Annotated in this window: 17 protein-coding genes; 5 read left to right on the plus strand and 12 right to left on the minus strand. The window is 44.5% G+C overall.

Annotated elements, in window-relative coordinates; all coding sequences use genetic code 11:
* Positions 1-192 precede the first annotated feature (192 nt).
* From IY568_RS05800 to IY568_RS05810, 3 genes are all read right to left on the minus strand, one after another.
* Positions 193-549 carry a DUF2237 family protein gene (locus IY568_RS05800; protein ID WP_194867015.1) on the minus strand — a complete coding sequence of 119 codons (357 nt, stop codon included), beginning with the start codon at positions 547-549 and terminating at the stop codon, positions 193-195.
* 201 nt (positions 550-750) lie between these two features.
* On the minus strand, positions 751-1644 hold the full coding sequence (locus IY568_RS05805; protein WP_194867016.1) for a DMT family transporter: 894 nt from the start codon (positions 1642-1644) through the stop codon (positions 751-753).
* 224 nt (positions 1645-1868) lie between these two features.
* Positions 1869-2483, minus strand: a complete 615-nt coding sequence (locus IY568_RS05810) for a flavin reductase family protein (RefSeq protein ID WP_194867017.1) — start codon at positions 2481-2483, stop codon at positions 1869-1871.
* A gap of 104 nt (positions 2484-2587) precedes the next feature.
* Between IY568_RS05810 and IY568_RS05815 the strand changes: the two genes are divergently transcribed.
* Positions 2588-3511, plus strand: a complete 924-nt coding sequence (locus IY568_RS05815; RefSeq protein ID WP_138539231.1) for a histone deacetylase — start codon at positions 2588-2590, stop codon at positions 3509-3511.
* 364 nt (positions 3512-3875) lie between these two features.
* Here the strand turns inward: IY568_RS05815 and IY568_RS05820 are convergent, their stop codons facing one another.
* The 5 genes from IY568_RS05820 to IY568_RS05840 all read right to left on the minus strand — a co-directional run bounded on the left by IY568_RS05820 (position 3876) and on the right by IY568_RS05840 (position 9618).
* Complete coding sequence (locus IY568_RS05820) at positions 3876-4307, minus strand: hypothetical protein (RefSeq protein ID WP_125557682.1); 432 nt, start codon at positions 4305-4307, stop codon at positions 3876-3878.
* A 565-nt stretch (positions 4308-4872) separates the two neighbouring features.
* Positions 4873-5847 (minus strand): helix-turn-helix transcriptional regulator, encoded by a 975-nt coding sequence (locus tag IY568_RS05825; RefSeq protein ID WP_194867018.1) that lies wholly within the window; start codon positions 5845-5847, stop codon positions 4873-4875.
* A gap of 302 nt (positions 5848-6149) precedes the next feature.
* A complete protein-coding gene (locus IY568_RS05830; RefSeq protein WP_228553150.1) occupies positions 6150-8264 on the minus strand; it encodes a neutral/alkaline non-lysosomal ceramidase N-terminal domain-containing protein in 2115 nt (704 codons plus the stop codon).
* Between the two features lie 463 nt (positions 8265-8727).
* Positions 8728-9135 carry a VOC family protein gene (locus tag IY568_RS05835; protein ID WP_010380361.1) on the minus strand — a complete coding sequence of 136 codons (408 nt, stop codon included), beginning with the start codon at positions 9133-9135 and terminating at the stop codon, positions 8728-8730.
* 72 nt (positions 9136-9207) lie between these two features.
* Positions 9208-9618, minus strand: coding sequence for a helix-turn-helix domain-containing protein (locus IY568_RS05840; RefSeq protein ID WP_138539235.1), 411 nt, complete (start codon positions 9616-9618; stop codon positions 9208-9210).
* Between the two features lie 782 nt (positions 9619-10400).
* Between IY568_RS05840 and IY568_RS05845 the strand changes: the two genes are divergently transcribed.
* Genes IY568_RS05845 through IY568_RS05855 form a run of 3 tightly spaced genes read left to right on the plus strand, consistent with a single transcriptional unit; the run spans position 10401 to position 17125 of the window.
* Positions 10401-13280: an Ig-like domain-containing protein gene (locus IY568_RS05845; protein ID WP_194867020.1), complete on the plus strand. Its 2880-nt coding sequence runs from the start codon at positions 10401-10403 to the stop codon at positions 13278-13280.
* A 12-nt stretch (positions 13281-13292) separates the two neighbouring features.
* A complete protein-coding gene (locus IY568_RS05850) occupies positions 13293-16028 on the plus strand; it encodes a TonB-dependent receptor plug domain-containing protein (RefSeq protein ID WP_194867021.1) in 2736 nt (911 codons plus the stop codon).
* 2 nt (positions 16029-16030) lie between these two features.
* Positions 16031-17125, plus strand: a complete 1095-nt coding sequence (locus IY568_RS05855; protein WP_323744722.1) for a cytochrome-c peroxidase — start codon at positions 16031-16033, stop codon at positions 17123-17125.
* A gap of 128 nt (positions 17126-17253) precedes the next feature.
* Here IY568_RS05855 and IY568_RS05860 read toward each other — a convergent pair whose 3' ends face one another.
* Both IY568_RS05860 and IY568_RS05865 read right to left on the minus strand, forming a co-directional pair.
* On the minus strand, positions 17254-17943 hold the full coding sequence (locus IY568_RS05860; RefSeq protein ID WP_194867107.1) for a hypothetical protein: 690 nt from the start codon (positions 17941-17943) through the stop codon (positions 17254-17256).
* A gap of 261 nt (positions 17944-18204) precedes the next feature.
* Positions 18205-19338, minus strand: a complete 1134-nt coding sequence (locus IY568_RS05865; protein WP_194867022.1) for a fibronectin type III domain-containing protein — start codon at positions 19336-19338, stop codon at positions 18205-18207.
* A gap of 273 nt (positions 19339-19611) precedes the next feature.
* On the opposite strand from IY568_RS05865, the gene IY568_RS05870 reads away from it, so the two are divergent.
* A complete protein-coding gene (locus IY568_RS05870) occupies positions 19612-20085 on the plus strand; it encodes a GNAT family N-acetyltransferase (protein ID WP_323744723.1) in 474 nt (157 codons plus the stop codon).
* A 105-nt stretch (positions 20086-20190) separates the two neighbouring features.
* Here IY568_RS05870 and IY568_RS05875 read toward each other — a convergent pair whose 3' ends face one another.
* Together IY568_RS05875 and IY568_RS05880 are read right to left on the minus strand one after the other, a co-directional pair.
* Entirely contained in the window at positions 20191-21312 is a 1122-nt protein-coding gene (locus tag IY568_RS05875) for a response regulator (RefSeq protein ID WP_194867023.1), read from the minus strand.
* Between the two features lie 17 nt (positions 21313-21329).
* A complete protein-coding gene (locus IY568_RS05880; protein ID WP_138539238.1) occupies positions 21330-22409 on the minus strand; it encodes an HD-GYP domain-containing protein in 1080 nt (359 codons plus the stop codon).
* Positions 22410-22494 lie beyond the last annotated feature (85 nt).

Here is a 22494-nt window from a genome sequence, read left to right on the forward strand (position 1 = left end):
TGTTTTTGTTGATATGTTATATTGTAACACTTGGTGGTTGGGAATAATTGTTTAGTGAGCTTGGTTTTATTGCGTGTTAACGCTTTTTCTAATCGAAAAGTAAGGGAATTATAAAGTCAGGGGCTGGCAGCTGTAGCTCTCTAGTACAGAGTATAATACTCTGGCTAGAGAGGGTTTCTTTAGCCAGTTGTTTTATTGTTGATGTGCTTTGAGAACCTCTAAAGAGATGAGTTCCAACGCATTTTCGTGCGTTGCTTCGAGGTTGACAGGTGGTGCCACCCCGGCTTCATAGGCTTCTTTCCATCTCAGTGCGCATAAGCACCAACCATCTCCGGGTTTTAAGCCTGGAAAATGATATTCCGGATGTGGCGTGGTTAAATCGTTGCCTCTGGATTGGGTAAAAGTCAAAAAAGCCTCTGTGACTGTTGCACAAATTACGTGAGTACCAATATCCATATGGTTGGTATTGCAAAATCCATCCCTTAAAAAACCGGTCAATGGGTCTGTGCAGCAAGACTGCAACTCTCCACCCAATACATTTTTAGCCATGTGTAACTTCCATTCTTTATACAGTTAGGGCTTTGTACGTATGTGCTCGATGCGGGGTTTACTGTATTCCCATAATTTAGACAAAGCTCAGAAAGCGTCAGAGAATCGCCCGGCGATAAACTTGTCCGGGCTTTGTATAATCAAAATATTCAGTCATAGATAGGGATGTTCAGGTCATATTATTCAGCGGTCGTGAGCGAGTCAGGCCCCCTGTAATAACAAAAATACGCCAAACAGTGCGATGACACCGCCGCATAACATCGCTCTGGTGATAGTTTCTTTTCGGATCAAGCCCAGAGTCATCACCATGAGTGGCGCTGTGGCAAAAATGGTTTGTGCAATTGCCGGGTCTGTGTGGTTGACAGATAGGAGTTGTAACCACAAACCAATGAAAGTGCCAAAAAAGACAGCAACAAATAACCAGCGTTTACCCGACAATTGCCTCAATGTTAGTGCCTGGTTTAGGCTTTGTGACTTTAAACAGGCGACCAGACAAGCAACAAACAAGGTGCCAGATGAAAGACGGATTAATGCAGCCCATAAGCTACTGATGGTTTCACTATTTAACGCGCCTTTAGAGAGCACCATGCCGGCGGCCTGGCAGGTTGCGGCAGTGAGCGCAAACGCGATGCCAAGCAGATAGTGTTTTTTATCTGAGATAGGTTGAGCTTTGGTAGGTCTAATCGCAACAATGACACCACAGGTTGTTATCAGAATACCAAGCCAGGCAAGCGGACTAAGATAGACACCCAGGATCAGGATATTTAGGATGCCAGCAATAGCTGGTGCAAGGCTTTCTACGACCAAAGTGTGTGCAGGGCCAATATTTCTGAGCGCAGCGAAATAGGCGCTGTCTCCAATGGCAATACCTAAAACGCCACTGGCAATCAGCCAGGCCCAGCTGGATGGTAATACAGGATATGCAGTATCTTGCACAATAAGCATGCATAATACCATTAGGGCAGCAGCGATCACGCCTTTGCTGACATTGAGTTCAAATGGACTAAGATGGTGACTAAAGCGCTTATATATCAGTGTTGAAAACGCCCAAACAAATGCGGCGCTGATGGCAGCTATTTCACCTATTCCAATCATTTTCTTGTTCTTCTTGTGAGTTTTTGGCGGCCAGTATACCGAAACCGTGTGAAAGGGGAATCATGGTGTGTGAACTCGGTTTGAACTTATTGCTCTGAGCAATGGCAAATACCATTCTGAAATACAGAGGGTTATCGTGAGTGAGCACTTCACCAAAAGAGCTTGAGATGTGAGGGCTCAAGCGTACATCGAAAGAAAATGAGCCCTGGTTTCATTACCGAGCTTTAAGCCGGTCTGACTTTCGCAAATGGGGCTGTGATCCCTGAGTACTCCCCACCACCCAGACGTGCCAGTGGGGCGGCTTTATCGGCCAATACTTTAATGCGTTGTTTGTGGTCCAGCTCAGTCACTTTGTCGCTCAGGTACAAACTGATGATTTTCACAAACACCAGATTTTGCGGAGTATCACCGATTTCCTGAATTTCATACAACTCACAGCCATAGGCGATATCACAATGTGCGATACGTGGCATCTCAAAGCCTGTGAATTCAGCTAGCTTTATATCGTTGGCTGTCACCTCTGATTCGCCATGCGGCAGCGTTGCTGCCGTTTGAGTTACCAGCTCAGCGTCATGCTCTGAGGCAATGTGTATCACACATCTACGTGTTGATTTGACGTTTTTTACTGTGTCTTTAATTTCCCCTGTCGGTTTTTTACCAGTTGAGAACATCAGTAAAGGGGGCGCACTGGATACCGCTGTAAAGTAAGAGAAGGGGGCCAGATTGTAGTTTTGGTCGTCGGACTCTGTTAGAACCCAGGCGATGGGCCTTGGGATCACGGTTTGAGTCATAAGGTGATATATCTGGGTTGGTGAAAAATCGGCAAAGTTCAGTTCCATAAGGCAAAATACGCAAAGTTTAGGTGATGATATGTTGCCATACTAACCACAAGGTGGAAAGATGCGCTACACTCTCGCCATCCTCGTTATATGTTGTTTTGGATATGTATATAAACCGCCAATCACTCAATACCAGCCTGCCGCTGGTGTATCACCCCAACTATTCATTCAGTTTCGATCCTAATCACCGCTTTGTGATGAGTAAGTTCGCTAATCTCTATCAGCAGGTGAGGGCAATGGGGTTGATTGGCGACAATGTATATCAGCCTGAGCTGGGGTCACCGGAGCCACTGGAAGCGGTGCACTGTGATACTTACTTATGGGATCTGTGGCGTAATCAACTTGATGCTAAATCGATGCGTCGTATCGGCCTGCCTTGGTCAGAGCAGCTCATGGCACGGACCTTTACCGCTCCGCTTGGCACACTCAAAACTGCAGAGCTGGCGCTGCAAAACGGTGTAGCCTGTCACCTGGCTGGTGGCACACACCATGCTCACTACGATTTTGGCTCAGGTTATTGTATGGTCAATGATTTAGTCTTTACTTCTACAACCCTGATAGAGCAAGGTAAAGTAAACAATGTGCTGATCTTTGATCTGGATGTCCATCAGGGCGATGGCACCGCAGCCATGCTTAAACATAACCCTTATGTGTTTACCTGCTCTATTCACTGCGAAAAAAACTTTCCGTTTCGAAAACACAACAGTGATCTGGATATTGGTCTGGCGAACAATTTGAAAGACGCGGACTACTTGCATATCGTAGAAGACACCCTGACAGGCTTGCTCGAAGACGTTAATCCAGATTTGGTATTGTATGACGCTGGGGTGGATATCTGGGAACACGACGGCCTGGGTAAGCTGGATATCAGTTGGCGGGGTTTGGAGCAGCGCGATGCTCTGGTGCTCAAGACCTGCCAGCAAGCTGGTATTCCGGTGGCCACGGTGATTGGTGGCGGCTACGACAAAGATCACCTACGCCTGGCCCAGCGCCACGCTATTGTGGTGGAGCAAGCGGCGTTGTTATAGGCAATAACAAGTTTCCCATGTATTAAATGAGCTTACTGTTGACTCTTGAGCCTTGAATGAATTCACGAATATGGTGAGTTTTGTTGCCATTTTGGCGGGCAGACATATCAGATAGCTATAGCGTTATATAGTGCACTTCGGGGAGCTGATTGTCAGATATAAAGATGACTAAAATCAATGTGTTACAGGTACGACAATTCTTTACTCAATTTTTGTATTACTTTTGGGCCGTTCGACAGTTTTATTTTGCTCACTTTGTGCCTGAGTGGCGGTTTGGACGGGAAGGTGAGCGTCAAAAGTTGCTCATAGCTTCCCTGTAAAATCTAACTCAAATAAAGGAGTTAGCTATGATAATGAGGTTTCGTTAGAACGGACTTTGTTGGTTAATTAATATCGATCTTTGTCCAATACTTGTGGCATCGCAGTGGAAGTTAGCTACCAAAGCGTCATTTTGGTTGTGTTCGTTGCTCCAGCGGATATAACCATATCCTACATAGCCTGACCCCATTTTATTCATTGAGATGGCGCCTGTTTTATTGGCAGGCAATGCAACAGTGCCAGTAACTGGGTTAGAACCTGAAAAAGCGTACCAGGAGGTAATGTTTGATGAATATGTATTACCATTTTGGTCGAATAGATCTATCTTAACCTGGACATCATTATCAGAAATATTGGTAATATGGAGGTGGCATGAAGAGTTGGTTCCAACATAATAGTGTGGAATTAATGCCTGCCCTGTACCTGAAAGTGCTGCGGATGAATAAATCAGAGAAGCTAAGATTAATGATTTCTTCATAGAGAAATTTCCTTTTTAAGTAGAGTTTATAATTTGAGTTTCTGGTTTTTTTAATACAAAAGTGTAGTTATTTCTACCAATTACTGTGCCAATTAAAACAACAGTACTGAAGTCATCAGTCTGGCCACAGTGTCGAAATTCACCTTCTGCCAGTACAGTATTTCATTATGATGATGCTGTATCAAGTTGTTTTTATTGTTTAATTATGGGATTGTACTATCACTTGTGTTAATAAATATATTGAAGGTGTCGTTTTACTTTGGCCTGGCGTTTGGTAAGTGATTTTTAATTATAAGGTTTTTCAGTATTTTATTTACGTTTGGTTTATTTTGCATTGAATTTTATGAGAGTTAAAGGTTTTTCAGACTCTCGGTATAATGGGGAGATATATTTACCTGAGTATGAGTAAGTGAGACCTGTTGTTGAGTGAGCTCAATATTTCAGTGGTGCAAGTAAAGAGTAGTGCATTGGGAAAACATTAAGCTGTTAGTCGTAATTAAAAGCCTGTTGCTAAGTCCCAGTCATCACTGGATTTCAAAAGCCACATGCGTCAATACTATTAAACCTATCTCTGGCTATCAACCAGTTGGGCAAGCTCACTGCGGCTGTTGATGCCAATCTTGTCGTAAATACGGTACAGATGATTAGACACGGTTGACGGGGCTACATCCAGTTGTCGGGCTACCTCTTTGAAAGTCAGGCCTTTGCACACCCATTCTACAATCTGTGTCTCGCGCTGACTCAACAAGTCTAAGGGGCCAGGTAGACGCAGTGTCACTATCATCAGCTCCCCCTGTGCTTTAAAAGAGACCGTCAGGTTATTAATATGCGTTGTAGAATTATCTTTACCTATGGCAAAAGGCAGGGTGACACCAGTACGATTAGGAAAATACTCGTTGAGCAGAGTAACAAAACGGGGCTGAACCTCGTGAAAACACCCATTGATGTCGCATATTGCGGAGGCTGCATGCGCTTTGTGATGGAGTATATTGCCCGCGTGCAAGTGTAGGAAAAAGGCATGCGAGGCGGCATTGACCAGATGAAACACAAGTCGTTCCTGTAATTGGCGTTCGTGCTCGGTGAATATCTGCGCTCTGTCAAAACGGTATAAACTGAGCAGCGAGTACAGACCATTGTTCTGATCAAAATGTCCAGCAGCCAGGATACGTTCAATACCATATGGTTGAAATAATTGCTGGTATAACTGAGACTGATAAAAGTCATTGTCAGCAATCACATCCTGCATATTAACCGGTTTGCCAAGGTTATTAATTACGGCGTCTTTGATAGGGTTGATGGGCAGGGTTTGTTGCAGCTGACAGGCATAATCTTCATCCAGGCCAACATGGCAAACGTAATGAAAGTGAATATCGGCGCTGTTGCCGCTGCCCCAGAACGCGGCGTCAAAGTCGATGACCCGGGATAGTTGCTCTAAAGCCCATACGCGGTATTCATTGGGTGGTATGCGTGCGGCTTCACGGTAAAGTGTGCTGATGAAAGCTTCTGTGCTTTTTTCTGTGTTGGTTTTTTGTGTTGTCATAGTGGTTTTTAGTCATTTGGATTAAGCACTGAGGTGTGATTGTTTTGCGTCAGGTTTTTCCAAATAGAGTAAATATTCAAGTTTTTTAATTGATGATAGAGGGAATAAGAAATTTTGTATATCCGATGTTGTCATGAATTAACGATGTAAAACTGGGTGAGTTCAGGTTGGGTATACTGGCGTATGGAGCGAGGATGCTAGGAAAGTCAGATCAGGCGGGTGTTTTGATGAAGGTTATTGAATTTGACAAAAGCGCCGGTTTACAAAGGGCCATGTAAAACATGGCCGGGCAATAAACAAAATTAGTTCACTGTAAATGAGCGGCTCTGGCCTGAGTAACTGCGTATCTTGCCGCCCCAACCACTTTTCCAGTGACCTGTGTGCTTGATACGGTAGGTACCTCTGGGCATATCCGGATTGATAGTCCATTCCAGCTGAGCAAATGAGCAGGCCATACAGTCAGCAGCGGTATCGCGGATCCAGGTGAACTTAGTGCTCAGGTCATTATCAGTTAAGACAGTTGACCAGCCACCGTTTTCATATCGCTGCACCTCCATAAAACTCGACATCGTTTTAAAGTTATTCTGAGGATGGCCAGAGCGAAACTTCACCTTAACCGTATTACCACGCACGTAACTGCTGTTGGCATCGCTCCAGGTTTGCCCAAAGGACTCCCACAACCGCTTATCATCATAAACTACACCAATGGCATAAACTTTCTGTTTATTTGACCAGTCCAGCGGGTTTGGGCCGGTGTTGAGGTTATCGTCATGTACCAGAGCATTGGCAAGCCGGCTAAAAATTTGTCGATAGGCTGCCAGGCTGTACTGACCAAACAGGGTATGTGCGCCTTCGTAATACTGGATCTGATATTCCTCTTTGGTTGTGATATACCCGCCATAAGCATTCGCCAGCCCGGCAAAGACCACAGTGGTGATGCCACGAGGGGCAAGCGCTGCTTGTAAATCGTTGCGCAGGCGGCGTGCTGCCATGGTGGTCATTTCTCCCGGAATCCCCACAAGGGCCATATTACCAATCTGAAAGAGCTGAAAAGGTAGGGTATCTGTATACAGGTGCGCGCCGGAGCCCAGCTGTGTGGGTAAAAAGGTGGGTTTAGGATACTGACATGTCTCATGGGTTTTGCTGCCCAGCACGTTTTTATCAAATCCGAGCAGGCCAGCAAAATCATTAATGAACTTAAACGCACCGCCCACAGCACCTATTACTGTACTACGGTCCCAGCTTGACCCTTCATTGTCTTGTGTCATGCCTTCAAATACACCCGACTGGCCAGACGGGCCGTCATAGGTTGCTCCGGCTGTCATTGAAAATCCAATGGCGCCCTCACATAGTCGTTGATCGCCATTTCCAGTGTATTGACCCAAAACGTTTAACCCTGGCAGTTTTACGTACTGAAAACGTACATCCAATGCGCCATTGAGTGCGTCTGTTGCATTGTTATAAAGGCTCAGCGCTTTGTTGTATTGCTTGTTTGCTGATAGCGCGACGTTTGCCTCATTGTTACCTTTGCCTGCACAGCCATCTTCCGGTCCACATACATTGGGTGAAACATCCCCTTCTTCGCTGTTTGCGAAGGCAGCGACAAACTGACCCGACAGAGGCCAGTTCGCCCCTTTGTGCTTTTCAAACAGCTGGGCAGCAACCCCTTTGTTGTCTCCGGTAATAAGTCGCTGATTCTGATTGCTCGATACATTATGTACACCAAACCAGTTGATCATACCAATTTCCTGGCCATTGCTTTTCACCAGTTTTAGCAAGGTCATGGTTTGATTGATCTGAGTGTCATAGTCATCGGCATCCGGGTTTTGGTTATATGCAGTCAAATTGCGGTTAACGGCCGCGCCAGATAATTCTCCCTGATTAATGTGAATACTGCCCAAGCCTCTGTTTAGATAGGCGTTACGGATGGACAGATATATGCCGTTGACTATGGTGTTATAATTATCTTCGTCATAACCCAGCGCACTCATATTAAGCATGATGTTGTGATCATAACCACCCGGTCCCACATGAACATGAGTTGCGCTGAGCATCACATTGTTTTGGTTAAAAAAAGGTGCTATCAGCGGGTCACCGGCAATTTTTTTGAGCACGCCCTGGTGCACACCCTGGGTAATGCTTTGCAGATCTGCACTGACGAAGGTGACAAGTTGGTTTGAGTTTGGTTTACCAATCACAAATGCACGGGACCAAAGGCGTGTGTGTATCCCTTTGGTGGTCTGCCCAACATCGCCATATCCTACCATGCCCCGATCGGCGGCCGGGCCGGTAATATCATAGATCCCCGAGCCAATGATCCAGTCACTATTTGCTTTTATGCCCAGGCTAACAAGTAGTAGCGCTAAGCCACTGAATTTGATCAGCCAGGCTTTATATCTTGCGTGTAAAGTAGTCATACTAATCCCCCAGCCATACCAAGCAGCATGGCTGTTTTCGTTCATTGTTTAGGATAAGTACCCATATAAAATGGGTGCATTTGATACTCGCGAGATCGAGGGACTATTAAATCTTGGTTAGCAATGTAACGAAATAGTAATATTAGCCTAACAAGTTGATTTGCTGCCTGAACGCGCAGCGACAAGTTTTCGCAGGATAGGGCACGATTTGGTTGCACATAAGGTTTTACTTGTTAGCAATGGAAAACCGGCGGATTTGAATATGCTGTTGTTACATTAGGTGTATTAGTGTGCATCAAAGGCCGCAGGTGCAACGGCTATTACCCCGAAAATCACGTAGTCAGCCAGAGCCCTGAGAGTGATAGACACAAAATAGTGAGCACTTCTTAGGTTCTTAATATATGTAAGGCAAAGCAGCAGAGTCACATGGTGTGACCTGCTGACTTTACTTAGTGACCTGGTTTTATCTTTGTACTAAACTAAACCAGTTTCCGGAGTTGTCCAGACCCATGGCTTCTACGCCATATAATTGTTCTGTTGGTGGCTGAATGAATTCGACGCCTTTGGCGACAAGCTCTTCGTATGTTTGCTGACAATTTTCCGTTTCGAAAACGCCCGCGCCGAATGCACCTTCTGCAATTAAACTACGTATTTTTTCGGCAGCCTCTTTGTTAAACATGGGTCCTTCTTTTGGCTCTGCTAATACCAGCTGGAGCTGTGAATTCGATTTCGGATAGACAGTTAACCACCGAAAACCGCCTTCTACTTTCATATCATCACCGATTTCGAAACCAAGCTTATTTTTATAAAAATCAAGCGCCTCGTCCTGATTTAGTACATATATTGTGGCATGCGCTATGGATGTGATCATCTTCATATTCCTTGTTGTGAGTTCACCTTTATTGTATAGATAAAATCCAGCAAAGGTTTCTCCAATATTGCGCTATTTGCCTAAAAAGTGACGAGCATAACAGGCTGGTATGGCCTGAGCGGGAAAGCAAAATGGCTCAGCCGACAAGGCCCAAAGTTTGCGACGATATAAAGTCGGTGCCATGCCTGTTTGCTTTAAAAATAAAGAGGAAAAGCTGCCAAGACTTGAATAACCCACATGCTCACAAATCTCTGAGACACTGTGGTTTTCGGTAATCAGCAGTTTCTTTGCGTGTGCTACTCTGAGCCGGATCAAAAATTCATTGGGCGTTTCGCCATAAGTGTCCTTGAAAACCCGTAAAAAATGGTAGGGAGAGATATGCGCGTGCTGTGCCATATCAGAAAGGCTCAGTGCATTGTGGAAGTTGTCGGCAATGTGATCCCTGCCAGCTTTCACTTTTTTAAATTTGTAATTTGTGGCCATAACATTTAACGCTTATTCCCTGTAAAAATGACGGGCGTACTGGCATTACTTCAGGCCTGTTAACGCTTTCAACAGCCCTATATACGCATCATTCATTGCGATAACGAAGCAAATAAATTACCACTGCTAAACCCCTTACTCAAGCACAACCTAAGCAGAGTAAGTAGGCCACAAGGAGTGTGAGACTGATGAAAGTTCACTTGTATAAATGCCTATTTATATGAATTCAGAATTGACTCGCATCAACCCTCAAGGGGCTGCGCATTTAAAGACTTTGCGCTTAATAATTTTGTGTCACACTTTGCGTAAACGTCTCTTCTGTTGCGAGTATGCTCTTAGGCTTAAGCTCAACCGTTAAGACTAGAGCCGAAGCTGATAAAGAGTACTACAGGGTTTGACATAAATTTTCATCTAATTACATAGCCTCTGAAGTTCTTATCTCCCTAAACCCGACTTTTTCTCCAATGTGAAAATGAGATAATTTCAACTTTTTGCAAAGGTCGAGCTCAGCAATTCACTACATCTCGTACTCGTATGGTGTGTGATGTTGTAATGTTATGAGTTAAATCATAAAAATTCAATATTCCACTTTATTATAGGGTAAATAACCATTTTGATTGCATAAAATGCAACTTTAGTTATTGATTGTAATTCTCATTAGTATTAATATGCGCGGCATTTTGACTCTTAAATGTAAACGGGAAGAAGTTGTTTGCACCAAAGTTGATCTTTTACTCTAGTTTGTGTGGTTGGTAATTCCGACTCTAGAATGGATGTGGTATATGAATAAATCTCTAGTTAAATTGGCCTTTATCGCTAATTTAAGTATCGTGTTGTCTGCTTGTGGTGGAAGTGGGATTGAAGGCGGTAATCAGCCACCTTCGTTTACTGATACTGAGAGACGCTTTGCCTTGGATGAAGATACGCAATTCAGTGGTGCGTTTTCTGCATCAGATCCGGATGGTGATTCTCTGGCTTTTGGTGTTAGTAAATCGCCAAAAAATGGCACGCTTACCGTTAGCAGAGATGGCAGTTTTGTATATGTACCCAAAGCGCACTTTTTTGGAGACGATATCGCAAGTGTTGTTGTTTCAGACCGTATTGCGACAACGACCAGAGATGTTACGTTCGTCGTTGCAAATATTAACGATCTGCCCACTGTTGTCTCTAGTCGCGTTGCTGTTAGTGAGATTGGGCGGGCGATAGGTCAGGTCGTCGCAGTTGATTATGACAATGACGTTTTGACATTTAGTGTACAAAGCCAACCTACAAAGGGTACCTTAGCTTTGGATGCTGAGAATGGCAATTTTACCTATGAAACGCAATCAACTGGACAAATAGACGATACATTTATCGTTGGTGTCAGCGATGGTAGCGGGGAAATTGTCCGGGCTGAGGTGGCCATCCGCCCTTCATTTGTCACTAATGCGGATAAACGAAGCTATTACTATAACGCTGAAAGCTCTCACCTTTCTTTGGCAACGCAGTTAATAGAAGTCAATGAGGAAGGTGACAAGGCTGCTATTTCTGATGCCGCCTTATCTGGTTTGGGGTATTTAGATATTGCAGTCGGGTATGCATTGTCTGGTTTTACAAGTACCGCCATAGAGATAATCGAAAAACACATATTAAGCAGGACGACCAAAGCACAGGCATATCGAGACGTTGCCGCCGTGTTGGACAAGCAATCTCAAATAGCGCTCGCTAATGAACTACGTGAAAAAGCCGTTGTTGAATACAACACTTACATCGCCGAAATAGGTATTGAAAACATAACGCCCTCGAATGCGCTGTTCTATTTAACTGTGATTCGGGGCTATCTAGATGCAGAACAAAATGAGTTGGCTAATAAGTTGCTGACTACGACGCATGTGTATGCACAAAGTCTGAGTGATCTGAATATCGAGTCAAAAAGTGCACACCGTGCTTTTGTCGGCGCATACCTTGAACATGCGCAAAATATGACCGATGGCTTTTTAAATAATGTAGAAGGCACAACGTTTGATAAGGCACTCAATGCAATTCAAAATGTCACTGACATTACTGCGACAGTGAGCTTTGATGAAACGAGCCGGGGTATTACCCATAAATACAGGGCAAATTACTATCGGCAAGCGGCGCAACTGGCGCATGTTTTGAGTTTGGTGTCAAAGGGAGCAGAAAAACAAAAGGCGATTCAGCTTGCTAAGTATAACCTGGCATCGGGATTAGCGCTTTATACTGATATTTCATATGACGGCAACTTTAGCCTGAAAGCTGATCCATATGCGCAGTCCACATTGGCTCGATTTGACACGCCGCTTCAGCTGTTTAGTGGGTTGTTTTTGTCTTTGTATCCAGAGTACGTGGCCGCAAACAAAACTGCCGAGTACTCAGGAAATATTGCTTATGAGTTGATTAAAGAAGTTGGAAGTAGTGCCGACCTACGTAATACACATCGTCATTTGTATGCGCATACTTTATTGATAAATGCGCAAGCCGGGCTTGCTCTGACCTCAACGCTAAATGAGCTTAATACAGCGTTTGCTGGTGGTGATGAGGCCGAAATTTTTCATACCTTGGTTGAAGCCGGCCCCACGAACCCTGCCGAAAGATATGGCGCCTGGCTGCTACATTATGCTGGATACAAAGACCAGGCATTATTGTTAATTGATGAGGCAGAAACGCTCTTAAAAAGTGAGGCTTATCAGGATGACGTTCGATTAATCGTGAGCCAGGTTATAGGGAGCAATGGCTGTCTGCGTCTTGTCGAGCTCAATACACTGTTTGGTGGTAGCCGGGAGCGTTCAGAGGCCATTGTTGCGACTTGCGCCGAAATCGCAGATAAGCGCTATAAAAACAACGACACGCTCAACGCGGACAGAAAAATTGAAGCTTTCAATGCAATGACAATTGGTTGGGCTACTGAACAAAAACTTGAACGAGCGCTTACAGCGAGCAAACAGGCACAGTTGGTCGCAACAACTATCACAGATTTCGATGATTACCTTGAAGAACATTTTCATATTGCTAATGCACTTGCTTCAGCTGGTGCCTTGCGTCAAAGCTATGAGATAGCAATGACCGCGCTGGAGAAAGCTGTTTCGCAACTAAACAAAGAGGTAGAAACAGCTGAGTTGGTCGAAAATATTGACGATATTCTGAAGCAGCTAAATTTGGTAACGGAGCGTGAAAAAGATGCGTCATACCTTAAGATATATAAGCTTTTCTACGCAATCCAGCATCATGCGGGCACCCAGGACGATTACCGCACGGTCAGAGAGGGTATCACGCTCGAACTCTCTGTGGTTTTCGAAAAAATCGAGTCTTTAGCAAATTCTCTTTCTGAAAATGACAGACAAGATATTTATGAATCCTTGATTAAGCATTATTCGGCGCTTGGTTTTTACGAAAAGGCGCGCTCCCTGGCAACAGACCCTGTTTATACCGAGGCCGACAGAGAGCAACTCCTTCTGACCATTGTACAGAGTCAGGCAACACAGGATGAGTTTCCTGCATCCGCAATCGCCAATGTTGATACCGACAAAGACGGGTTTGTGAACTTCTTTTTACCGACAGCGACCGAGCAGCAAATTACAGACTCAGGATTGAGTCTGGATCAAGATAGTGACAATGATGGTAAGCCCGATCCGGAAGATCTCACACCACTTTCCAAAGACTAAATAGTAGTAAAGATGAAAAAAACTAGGTTTATTTTCCTGCCTGTGGCTCAGGTAGTCTGCCTTCCTTTGGCTGCAAAACAGCTTATACCAGAGGGGACAGGTGAATTACCGAAAGCGCTCGTTATTGAATGCGTAGGTGATTCTGCTCTGAATAAAAAAAGTCGTGAGCAACTGTTGGAGTGCGTCGCACACAAGCAACAAGAAAAAGAAATTGAGCGTATTGCAGTCCATGGCGAATACATAGGTTTGCAAGTACCAGAAGTTAACGGTCGCTATGTTTTAGACCGTGATTTTCTTGAAAAGACACCGCACAATGCTGGTGATATTTCTGAATTATTAGGTTTGCTACCGGGCGTGATCCTGGGGAATGATGCCTATGATGCAGATTTACAAGCTGAAATAGGAGCAAAGCGCGTTTCTATTTCTGGTGGTCAGCCCTGGCAAACCGGGTTTTTTCTGGATGGCGTTAACTTTAATAGTCGACAAGATCCCAGTGCATACAACCGTAAAAAGTCTACGCCAAATGATGTTCAGGGGGCTGTACAGGCATTTAATGTAAATCAACAAATCGTTGAATCGATAGATGTATTTACTAATAACATCCCCGCAAACTATGGCGGATTCAGTGGCGGTGTGGTTGAAGTGAATACGCGGGAGCCCGAGTCGGGCGCCCCCCAATTTGGTGTTAGTTACCGCACTTCACAAAGTGACTGGAACGAGTACCACATCATATTGACTGAAGAAGAAAATGAGGCTTCCAGCGAGTTACCACTTGCACCTGTGTTCGAGAAAAACGTATACAATATAGATTTCAGCACCACAGTTGGCGAACACCACAGTGTGTTGTTCGCAGCCAATTATACCGACAGCAAAATATCGACTATCTCATTAAACGAAACCGTTCTCACAACGCGAGAGACCGCGAACTACCTCGTAAAATTGATTCAAAATGACATGTGGCTGGATAAAATCACTTTAAGCTTGAACTACTCACCATATGAGTCTCGTGATGTCAGCAAAGATGTTAAACACAGTGAGTTTACAAGTGACGGCGGTGGTTACAACACAACGCTGCAGATGGAGCAAGAGGTTGCCGATATCCTCTTTTCAAGCAAATTCTCATACGTTTTCAGCGAAAATTCACGTAAAGCTCCCCCGCACTTTTACCCCTGGTACAAAGCAAAGGGTAAGGATTGGGGAGTCGGGGACGCCGCAGAATTTACGCTCTTATCCCGAGAGGGGGGATACGGCTCACTTTATAAAACCCAAAAATCCCTGAACTGGGACTTCAACGCAACGTTTGATGAGCTTTCGTTGGGCTCAACCCAGCATCTGCTGCAAGCTGGTATTCAATTGCAAAAAGAAGCGATAGATCGGGAGCGGCTTGATAGTAGTTTTAGCTATAACTCCCCGATAACAGGGGTCAGCCAACTCAATTGCACGGCTGCGCTCTTTGATTGTGTAGAATTGACCACCAGTATGTCCATCGCAGAGCTTGAACAACAGCTCGCAGAGCCGCTTGACCTGTCGAATCCGGATCATATTCTGGCTTATAGTGACATTGTTGAAATTGCGCCTCAGTATTTTTCACTGAGAACGGTCTTTCAACAAGAGCAAATTAAGGTAGATGTGCAAAACATCAGTGGTTATGTCACTGACGATATTGAATGGAAAGACCTTACAGTCCGAGCCGGGCTTCGTTATGACTATGATAACTTTCTTAAAAATCATAATTTGGCACCCCGACTGAGTTTAGGTTATCGGGTAAATGGCAATCAAGATACGATGCTGGTAATGGGGTTAAATCGATATTACGACAGCAATCTCCTAACTTATAAAATCCGCGAGCAGCAGCTCCCAACATTGCTTCAGAGGCGAAGTGTAAATTCTAAGGGAGTCGTTGAGGCTTGGCAGGATTTGAGTTCAGCAACGGATTATCGGTACCGCTTTAATAACGTTGAAACGCCATATAGTGATGAACTCGTACTGGGCTGGAAGCAGGCCTCTAATCTTGGCAATTTTTCAATTGAATATATAAAGCGCTGGAATAAAAAGCAATTACGCAAATTAAGTGAACCTGAATATAACCCCATGGATGGCTATTATTATCGCCAAATGACAAACCAAGGTTATGGGCACAATGAAAGGGTCTCTGTGTCATGGGCATGGTATTTGAATTCTCATAGCCTATGGGCAAATACAACGTATCAGCTCTCTCAATATACTAAGGCTGAACAGTTGGAGGAGATTGATACAGCAGCGTTGAATGAGTTGGTTTATTTGCGTACTGAGACCTCAGATAAAGGTTATACATTTACTGAAACCACGAAAAACAATATTGAGCTGAGAGAGGCTGAGTTTGGTGAGCCGTTGTCGCTGAATATTGGCTGGACAGCTAACTGGACCTCGACATTTACATCCAGCTTGAATGCCAACTACAGACAAAGTTATAAAGCAATTATGCCACTGAGTACGTCCAGAGAAAGTAGCCAGCTTGAACGACTGTGTCCGGTTTGTCAGTCGGACGAGTCACTTTTTGTCGAGGTATATCAAGAAACTGAAGTTCCAGGAAGGGTATTGGCAAACTTATCTTTTAATTGGCAGCCAGTTATCTTTGCAGAGAAAAGTATGAAATTAGGGGTCGATATCCATAATTTATTCGATAGCAGAACCCATTCCGTCAACGTTGGTACATCGGGTGTTGAAACGGGTCGTTCAATTTGGTTTTCAGTGGGTATGGAATTGTAGTCGTGAAAAAGTATATTAATAATTTTAGTGTGGCCGCAGTTTTTATCGGTAGTTTGACCTGGGGAGATGCAAATGCCAGCTCTACAGAAAATCAGTTGTCTGAACAATATAAACGGCATCCCAGTTTATGGCCAGCTGTGCAAACGTCAGATGGCCGCAAGGTTGATGATCTGGCGCCGCTGAGCAACCTTTCTCCCGACCCGGATATCAAACAGGTCGCGCTTGGAAAGCGGCTGTTCAATGACAAAATTTTGTCAAGAGACGGCTCAGTGAGTTGTGCAAGTTGTCATATAGACAGCAAAACGTTTTCTGATGGAATAGGGCAGGCAAAAGGAATAGATGGGCAGGTTGGCAACAGAAATACGCCAGCGATTATTGGTCTTGATCACTGGACCAGTTTTTTCTGGGATGGCAGAGCAAAAACGGCTTTAGAGCAATCATTAATGCCAATAGAAAACCCAATCGAAATGGACTTGCCAATAGATACTGCCCTGGTAAGACTTAACCGTGACAGTAGCTATGTTGCTGCGTTTAAGGAAGCGTTTGCAACTGACAAAATTGAGCGCGCGCATCTGGCTAAAGCGCTCGTTGCTTTTGAACGCAGCATTGATAAACCTGAGTCATTATTTCAGCGCTTTATCTCTGAGGCACATACTGATCCTGAAGTGGCCATTGACATGCTTACCCCGCAGCAACTGGAGGGCATGCATTTGTTCAGGACAAAAGCACAATGCATGACTTGTCACTCTGGTGCGCTGCTTAGCGATAACAAATTCCACGTTACGGGTTTTCATAACTATGGCAGGCGATTTCAGGACTTAGGCCGTTACGAGCACACCAAGGACCCAGCCGACGTAGGTAAATTCCGTACACCAACATTATTGGCGATTTCAAAGACGGCACCCTGGATGCACAATGGCCTGTTCACCGAGTTCAGACCAATGATAGAGCAATACAATCGCGGTGGATTTAAACCTAAACCAAGAGGCCGCTTTATAGGTGACAAGATGTTTCCAGTTACTTCTGAGTTGATCCAACCCACCCATATGACAGAGCAAGAGGTGGATAATCTGGTGGAGTTTTTGAAAATTCTTTAATAAAGCGGCTTGTATACTATTGAATAGGCGCTGAGGTCGATAACCCCCATTAGTGTTTGACCTGTGGGGGTTGTCGAACTGCAAGTACAGCGACACATTAAGCTGTGTTAATTTGCAGGTAAGCGGTTTTACTTAACCGAGTCGATAATGACCAGTGGGAAATTAGCCGGTGAGCGAGGCTGCCAGTCATTGAACGTGATATTTTTCACACCAAAAGACATGAGAGCCTGGGGGGAGTAACTCCAGCCCCTGGCTTTATTCGTTTTCGCTTGCTCAACGATATGATCAGTAAAACCATAGGTGAGTAAAGTATGATCCACCCCCACTTTTTGATAAAACGCTTTTTCTCTGGTACTTAATTGCTCTATAACCGCATCGTAGTGTGCTCGCAGCTCTGCCCATTTTTGTTTACGCTGTTCACTCTGTAAATTGGCAACCATTGCATCGATATCACTGTTTCTCCAGCGGGCTGAGCTGGCATCGCCATGCCAGCCAATTACAGCGCCTTTAGAAATTTCAGTTGGCCTGCCGCTCAGTAATATATAGTTGGCACAGGAAGAAAAACAAAATTTATCTATTTTTACTCGAAGTGAATTTTTTTGAATTAATTCAGCTAATTCAATGCCCAAGTTGATAGGGCCACCGCCACTTGTAATCACCAATGTATCGATTTTTTTATTTTTACTAATCAATTCTTCTATTTTTTTATTGTCAGGTTCATTGAGTGTGCCTTGGTATATGATGCTGTTTTTGCTTAGAGTGACGCTGGCAATGCAGGTTTGGTTAAATATAAGGAAGGGTATTAATGTTCTTTTCATTGTTTTAGGTGTTTTTAAAGGGTGGAATATACCATGAAGTGAATTTAAATTAAAACGAATCGTTAACTTGTTTTTGTTATCTAAACTTATTTTAATTTAATGCTCAAGGTGAGTATATCTTTACATTATTATGACGAAAAATGATTGCCACTGTTTGTATGTGGTTTTTATGACAGTCCTTTGCGGGTTGTTAATGACTCAATGGCGACTACCAACCTTCATTCAAAGCATTGAGGTTGGTAGCCGACGCGGATTAAAGCGTTAGTTACTTACAACGTTAGATGCAGGTGATGCATTGTAGCAAATGCCACTTTGCGCACACGCTTTGACGCGATATTGCCTGTTGCCTGACCCTAAGTTTGACCAAGAGATACTGGACGTGTTTGGTGCGCTGTAGAACCGGTAGTCAGTCCAGTTATTGTTGTTGTACTTGATTGAAAGTACATACTGATATGCGCCAGGCACATCGTTCCAATCCACAATGATGGTATTGCCACTTAATCTGGCGTAAGGCGCGTTGGGTTTGCCCAAACCTGAGCTCACTGTAACTGTGTTCGAGATCGGAGAAGGTTGAGAGCAGCCATAGCTATTACAAGCGACGACACGATAGCGACGATTACCATCGTTTAAGTTGTGCCAACTCATGTAGGACGCCGAAGCCGGACTTGGAATATATTGATAGTCGGTCCAGCTATTGTTGTTATATTGAATGGCAACTTTATAGGTTGCACCGCTGACAGGTTCCCAGTTTACATTCACGCTGTTACCTGAGGCTGAGGCATTGATCCAGCCTGGTGCATCAGGCACACCGGGCACTTCATATTCATAATCAACGCCGATGGTGTATTCAAAATACATATAGTCTTCGCATTCAGCGGGGTTTCTATTAGCACACCGCAAACTCACGCTGTTGCTCAGCTGTGCTTTCAGGGTGAATGACAGATTATCTAAGCGAGTACCATTAAAAGGCAGGTTAACTGTTGAAGACCCTAATGAGTTTGCACCGTATGCCGACATAATGGCTTTTACCTGACCCGTTAGCGGATTAGGTAAATAAGGAGAAGATGCGCTAACTGTGAGAATATAATCGCCCAGCAGCAGGCCCCGGGTCAGTACTTGTCTATCCGCATAGGCAGTAAAACTCGCGCGAATATTGGTGATAGTCGCATTGTTTGGGACTTCACAGCTCTCGGCGCCAAAGACGGAGTATTTGGCGGTTGTCACGTAGTCATTGTTGTCCCAGCTCATAGGCGGCGCGCCCGGTTGGGTTCTGGATATTTCACAATATCCACTTTGCGTCGCTGCGGTGGCAGAGAAAGTGGTGAGAAGTCCGAGTGCCAGAGTGGCGCTCACACATAGCGCTGAAGCACAGCTTGGTAATAACTTAGAGATCATACTTACTTTCCTTTTATAGTCTGTCCTAAAAAATGTGGGGCTGGCACATCTTGCCAGCCATGAGAAAAGTGCACTTTTAATTACAAAGGCCATTTGATGTTATATTAAAATATTCATCAGGCAATTGATTTAATCGGCATTCCAGATGCGAATTTTCGAAGTTGAAAAGCCTTGAGTGTTTAGTACATACAGACAAAAGGCACGGAGTTATTACTTTCTTGCAAGTCTGTATCAATATTGAGACAGCTGACCTATTCAACAAACAGACAAGGCATGATGACACTGGAATTTTGTTTTCTCGCTGAAAGACCGGAGTTTACGGCGCTGGTTGCTCACTGGTATTTCAACGAGTGGGGGGCGCTGGCACCTGGCGCCACAGTAAACTCGTTTGAAGATAAGCTCGCAGGGTATCTGCAAAAAGATGCTATCCCACTGGCGTTGCTGGCAATGCAGGCAAACAAACCTGTCGGCGTTGCTCACCTGCGCTTTCACGAAATGACCATTTACCCGGATAAAACGCACTGGCTGGGAGGTGTGTATGTCGCACCTCAAGCAAGAGGGGAGCAGGTCGCTTCTGCGTTGGTAAAAAGAATCGAGCAGTTGGCTCAGTCTTTTGGTGTCCGGGAACTACACTTACAAACCGAACAACAAGACGGCGGGCTTTACCAGCGTTTAGGCTGGCAGGCACAGGAACGAGTAAATTATCGCGGCGTGGATGTGGTTGTAATGAGCAAGTCGCTTTCCTGATTTGAGCCCCCGGTGTATGCGGTTTCTTTGCTTAGCATGGCACTCGCTTTCGATGTAAAAACACTGAGTGCCATGATGCATTTAACCTTGATATTACCCTCAGCATTAATCGATTAGCTTATCCAGCTTGATAAAAAAGTCATTAAAGGTTGTCGACATGTCTTCTGAATGTGCTTGTATCTGTTGCAAATCGTCCTTTGCTCCGTCGAGGGTCTCGCGAATTGTCCGCTCCTGCGCATCGCTGAACCCAAATGTTAGCATTGACTCCTCGATATCAAAGATAAGTCGTTCAATCAGCTCCTGACACGATTCATTATAGTGCTTAAAAATGTGCTCGATACTTTCTAAATCTTTGCTGGCAATCTGGCTCAACTCCCTAAGGCCCTGGTTTTTTGCCTGAATGGCCTGAACATTGCTCTCCAGGCTTTTTAGTCTGGCATTCGCCCCTCTGACGACCAGAGCCAGGATGTCATTGAAGCGCCCATATTTCTCTTCGTCGTCTGTGGGCATATTTTTAACCAGCAAGGAGCAATAGGCGCTGTTAAAGAAGCTCCGCTTTTCAATATTGATAACGGTTTTGCTCTCGCGGCCTTTTTTTAATAACTCGCGCTCAAGCGGGTTAATTACACCAAAGTTGCTAAAATCCCGAAACTCTCCCAGTAACCCGAGCTGTACGGACGCTTTCAGGTTAAGGTTTTGACAGAGCGCCAGGATGGCTGTGGAGAGCTCTGAGAGTGTATTACACCGATATGTGTTTTCAATAAACTCAAGGCACAGTCCCAGCTCGCTGCAACTGGTTATGGCAGTCATCGTGACTTCTTCAGCGGCTTCGCAGTTTACTTTCAAAGTATCTATTTCATTGCTGTACTTCACCAGGCGCTCGATTCTGAAAGCCAGCTCGTCTGCATCAAATGGCTTGGTGATGTAATCATCACCACCCGCCTTAAAGCCTTCCAGTTTGTCGTCAATACAGTCTTTGGATGACACAAATAAAACCGGGGTATCGTTATGACTTGAGGCATTACGAATTGCCTGACAAACCTCGTAGCCGTTCATTCCCGGCATGACGACATCCAGTAAAACAGCATCGTACTTTCGTTCACTGAACAGTGTCAGTGCGTCTTTCCCATTAAATGCCGAAAAGTAGCTATGTGTGTCGCCCAGCATGGTCATTGCGATGTCATGGTTTACCTCATCATCGTCCACCAATAAAATTGAGTAAGGCATAAGTCCCCCGTTCGATCTTAGTCCCGGTATTGTTGAGAAATCTTAAAAAATGCGCTTTCTTGTGCCAGAAATTCATCTAATAGTTCGGGGTCAAAATGACTACCTCGGCCTTCTTTCATAATCGCAATTGCGTCGCTGTGTTCCATGGCATCTTTATAAACTCGTCGACTAATGAGCGCATCGTAAACATCGGCAATGGCCATCAGCCTGGCACTGAGTGGGATATCTTCTCCTTTGAGGCCTTCGGGGTAACCTGAGCCATCCCATTTTTCATGGTGATAATGAGAAATCTCTTTTGCTGTTTGTAAAAAGCTGTCGGTCTGGCCCAGCGCTGACTCGGCTGTTTCGATAGCATTGCGGCCAAATACGGTATGGCTTTTCATAATCTCAAACTCTTCAGCTGTAAGCCGGGCTGGTTTGAGTAGTACATTGTCCGGTATGCCAACTTTGCCAATATCATGCAGTGGCGCAGATTTGTAATAAATATTGATGACTTCGGGGGTCAGTATCTGCTTATACTTTTCTTTGCCACTGAGTATGGTGGCGAGCAACTTGACATAAAGCTGTGTACGGCGAATATGATTACCGGTTTCCTGATCCCGGGTTTCTGCAAGGCTTGCCATTGCCTGAATAGTAACGTCCTGCAGCTGCGACATTTGCTCGGTCCGTTTCTGGACTTCTTCTTCTAAGTAATTGTTTTTGTTTTTAAGAATATCTTTAGATTCTTTGTTTAGCAGATGCGTATTTAGGCGAGCCAACAGGATGGGGGGGCTAATTGGTTTGTTGATATAATCACATGCGCCCAGCATAAAGCCCTTTTCTTCATCCGAGACACTGGTTTTTGCGGTCAGGAAGATGACCGGAATTTCACAGTGAGACTCATGTGACTTCAGATACTTGATGACATCGTAGCCATTCATTTGTGGCATCACAACGTCCAGCAAAATGATATCTATCTGATTGTTCTCAACAAGGTTAATCGCGGCTTCGCCACTTTTTACTGCCAATACACGATATTTGTCTTTGATAATTTCCGCCATGAAAGCCAGGTTCTCTTTCACATCATCTACTACCAGCACGGTCTTCAGTTCTTCCATAGCCTCTGTTACCACTATGTTGCACGATTGCACGACGTACTCAGAAATATAGGTCTATTATTAGTGAAACGCCAAATAGGGATAG

It is taken from the genome of Pseudoalteromonas sp. PPB1 (assembly GCF_015356275.1).
Lineage (GTDB): Bacteria > Pseudomonadota > Gammaproteobacteria > Enterobacterales > Alteromonadaceae > Pseudoalteromonas > Pseudoalteromonas rubra_D.

Excerpts from the sequence above, each read along its gene's own strand:
- IY568_RS05800 (WP_194867015.1), bottom strand. The coding sequence starts at position 549 with ATGGCTAAAAATGTATTGGGTGGAGAGTTGCAGTCTTGCTGCACAGAC.
- IY568_RS05805 (WP_194867016.1), bottom strand. The coding sequence starts at position 1,644 with ATGATTGGAATAGGTGAAATAGCTGCCATCAGCGCCGCATTTGTTTGG.
- IY568_RS05810 (WP_194867017.1), bottom strand. The coding sequence starts at position 2,483 with ATGGAACTGAACTTTGCCGATTTTTCACCAACCCAGATATATCACCTT.
- IY568_RS05815 (WP_138539231.1), top strand. The coding sequence starts at position 2,588 with ATGTATATAAACCGCCAATCACTCAATACCAGCCTGCCGCTGGTGTAT.
- IY568_RS05820 (WP_125557682.1), bottom strand. The coding sequence starts at position 4,307 with ATGAAGAAATCATTAATCTTAGCTTCTCTGATTTATTCATCCGCAGCA.
- IY568_RS05825 (WP_194867018.1), bottom strand. The coding sequence starts at position 5,847 with ATGACAACACAAAAAACCAACACAGAAAAAAGCACAGAAGCTTTCATC.
- IY568_RS05830 (WP_228553150.1), bottom strand. The coding sequence starts at position 8,264 with ATGACTACTTTACACGCAAGATATAAAGCCTGGCTGATCAAATTCAGT.
- IY568_RS05835 (WP_010380361.1), bottom strand. The coding sequence starts at position 9,135 with ATGATCACATCCATAGCGCATGCCACAATATATGTACTAAATCAGGAC.
- IY568_RS05840 (WP_138539235.1), bottom strand. The coding sequence starts at position 9,618 with ATGGCCACAAATTACAAATTTAAAAAAGTGAAAGCTGGCAGGGATCAC.
- IY568_RS05845 (WP_194867020.1), top strand. The coding sequence starts at position 10,401 with ATGAATAAATCTCTAGTTAAATTGGCCTTTATCGCTAATTTAAGTATC.
- IY568_RS05850 (WP_194867021.1), top strand. The coding sequence starts at position 13,293 with ATGAAAAAAACTAGGTTTATTTTCCTGCCTGTGGCTCAGGTAGTCTGC.
- IY568_RS05860 (WP_194867107.1), bottom strand. The coding sequence starts at position 17,943 with ATGAAAAGAACATTAATACCCTTCCTTATATTTAACCAAACCTGCATT.
- IY568_RS05865 (WP_194867022.1), bottom strand. The coding sequence starts at position 19,338 with ATGATCTCTAAGTTATTACCAAGCTGTGCTTCAGCGCTATGTGTGAGC.
- IY568_RS05870 (WP_323744723.1), top strand. The coding sequence starts at position 19,612 with ATGATGACACTGGAATTTTGTTTTCTCGCTGAAAGACCGGAGTTTACG.
- IY568_RS05875 (WP_194867023.1), bottom strand. The coding sequence starts at position 21,312 with ATGCCTTACTCAATTTTATTGGTGGACGATGATGAGGTAAACCATGAC.
- IY568_RS05880 (WP_138539238.1), bottom strand. The coding sequence starts at position 22,409 with ATGGAAGAACTGAAGACCGTGCTGGTAGTAGATGATGTGAAAGAGAAC.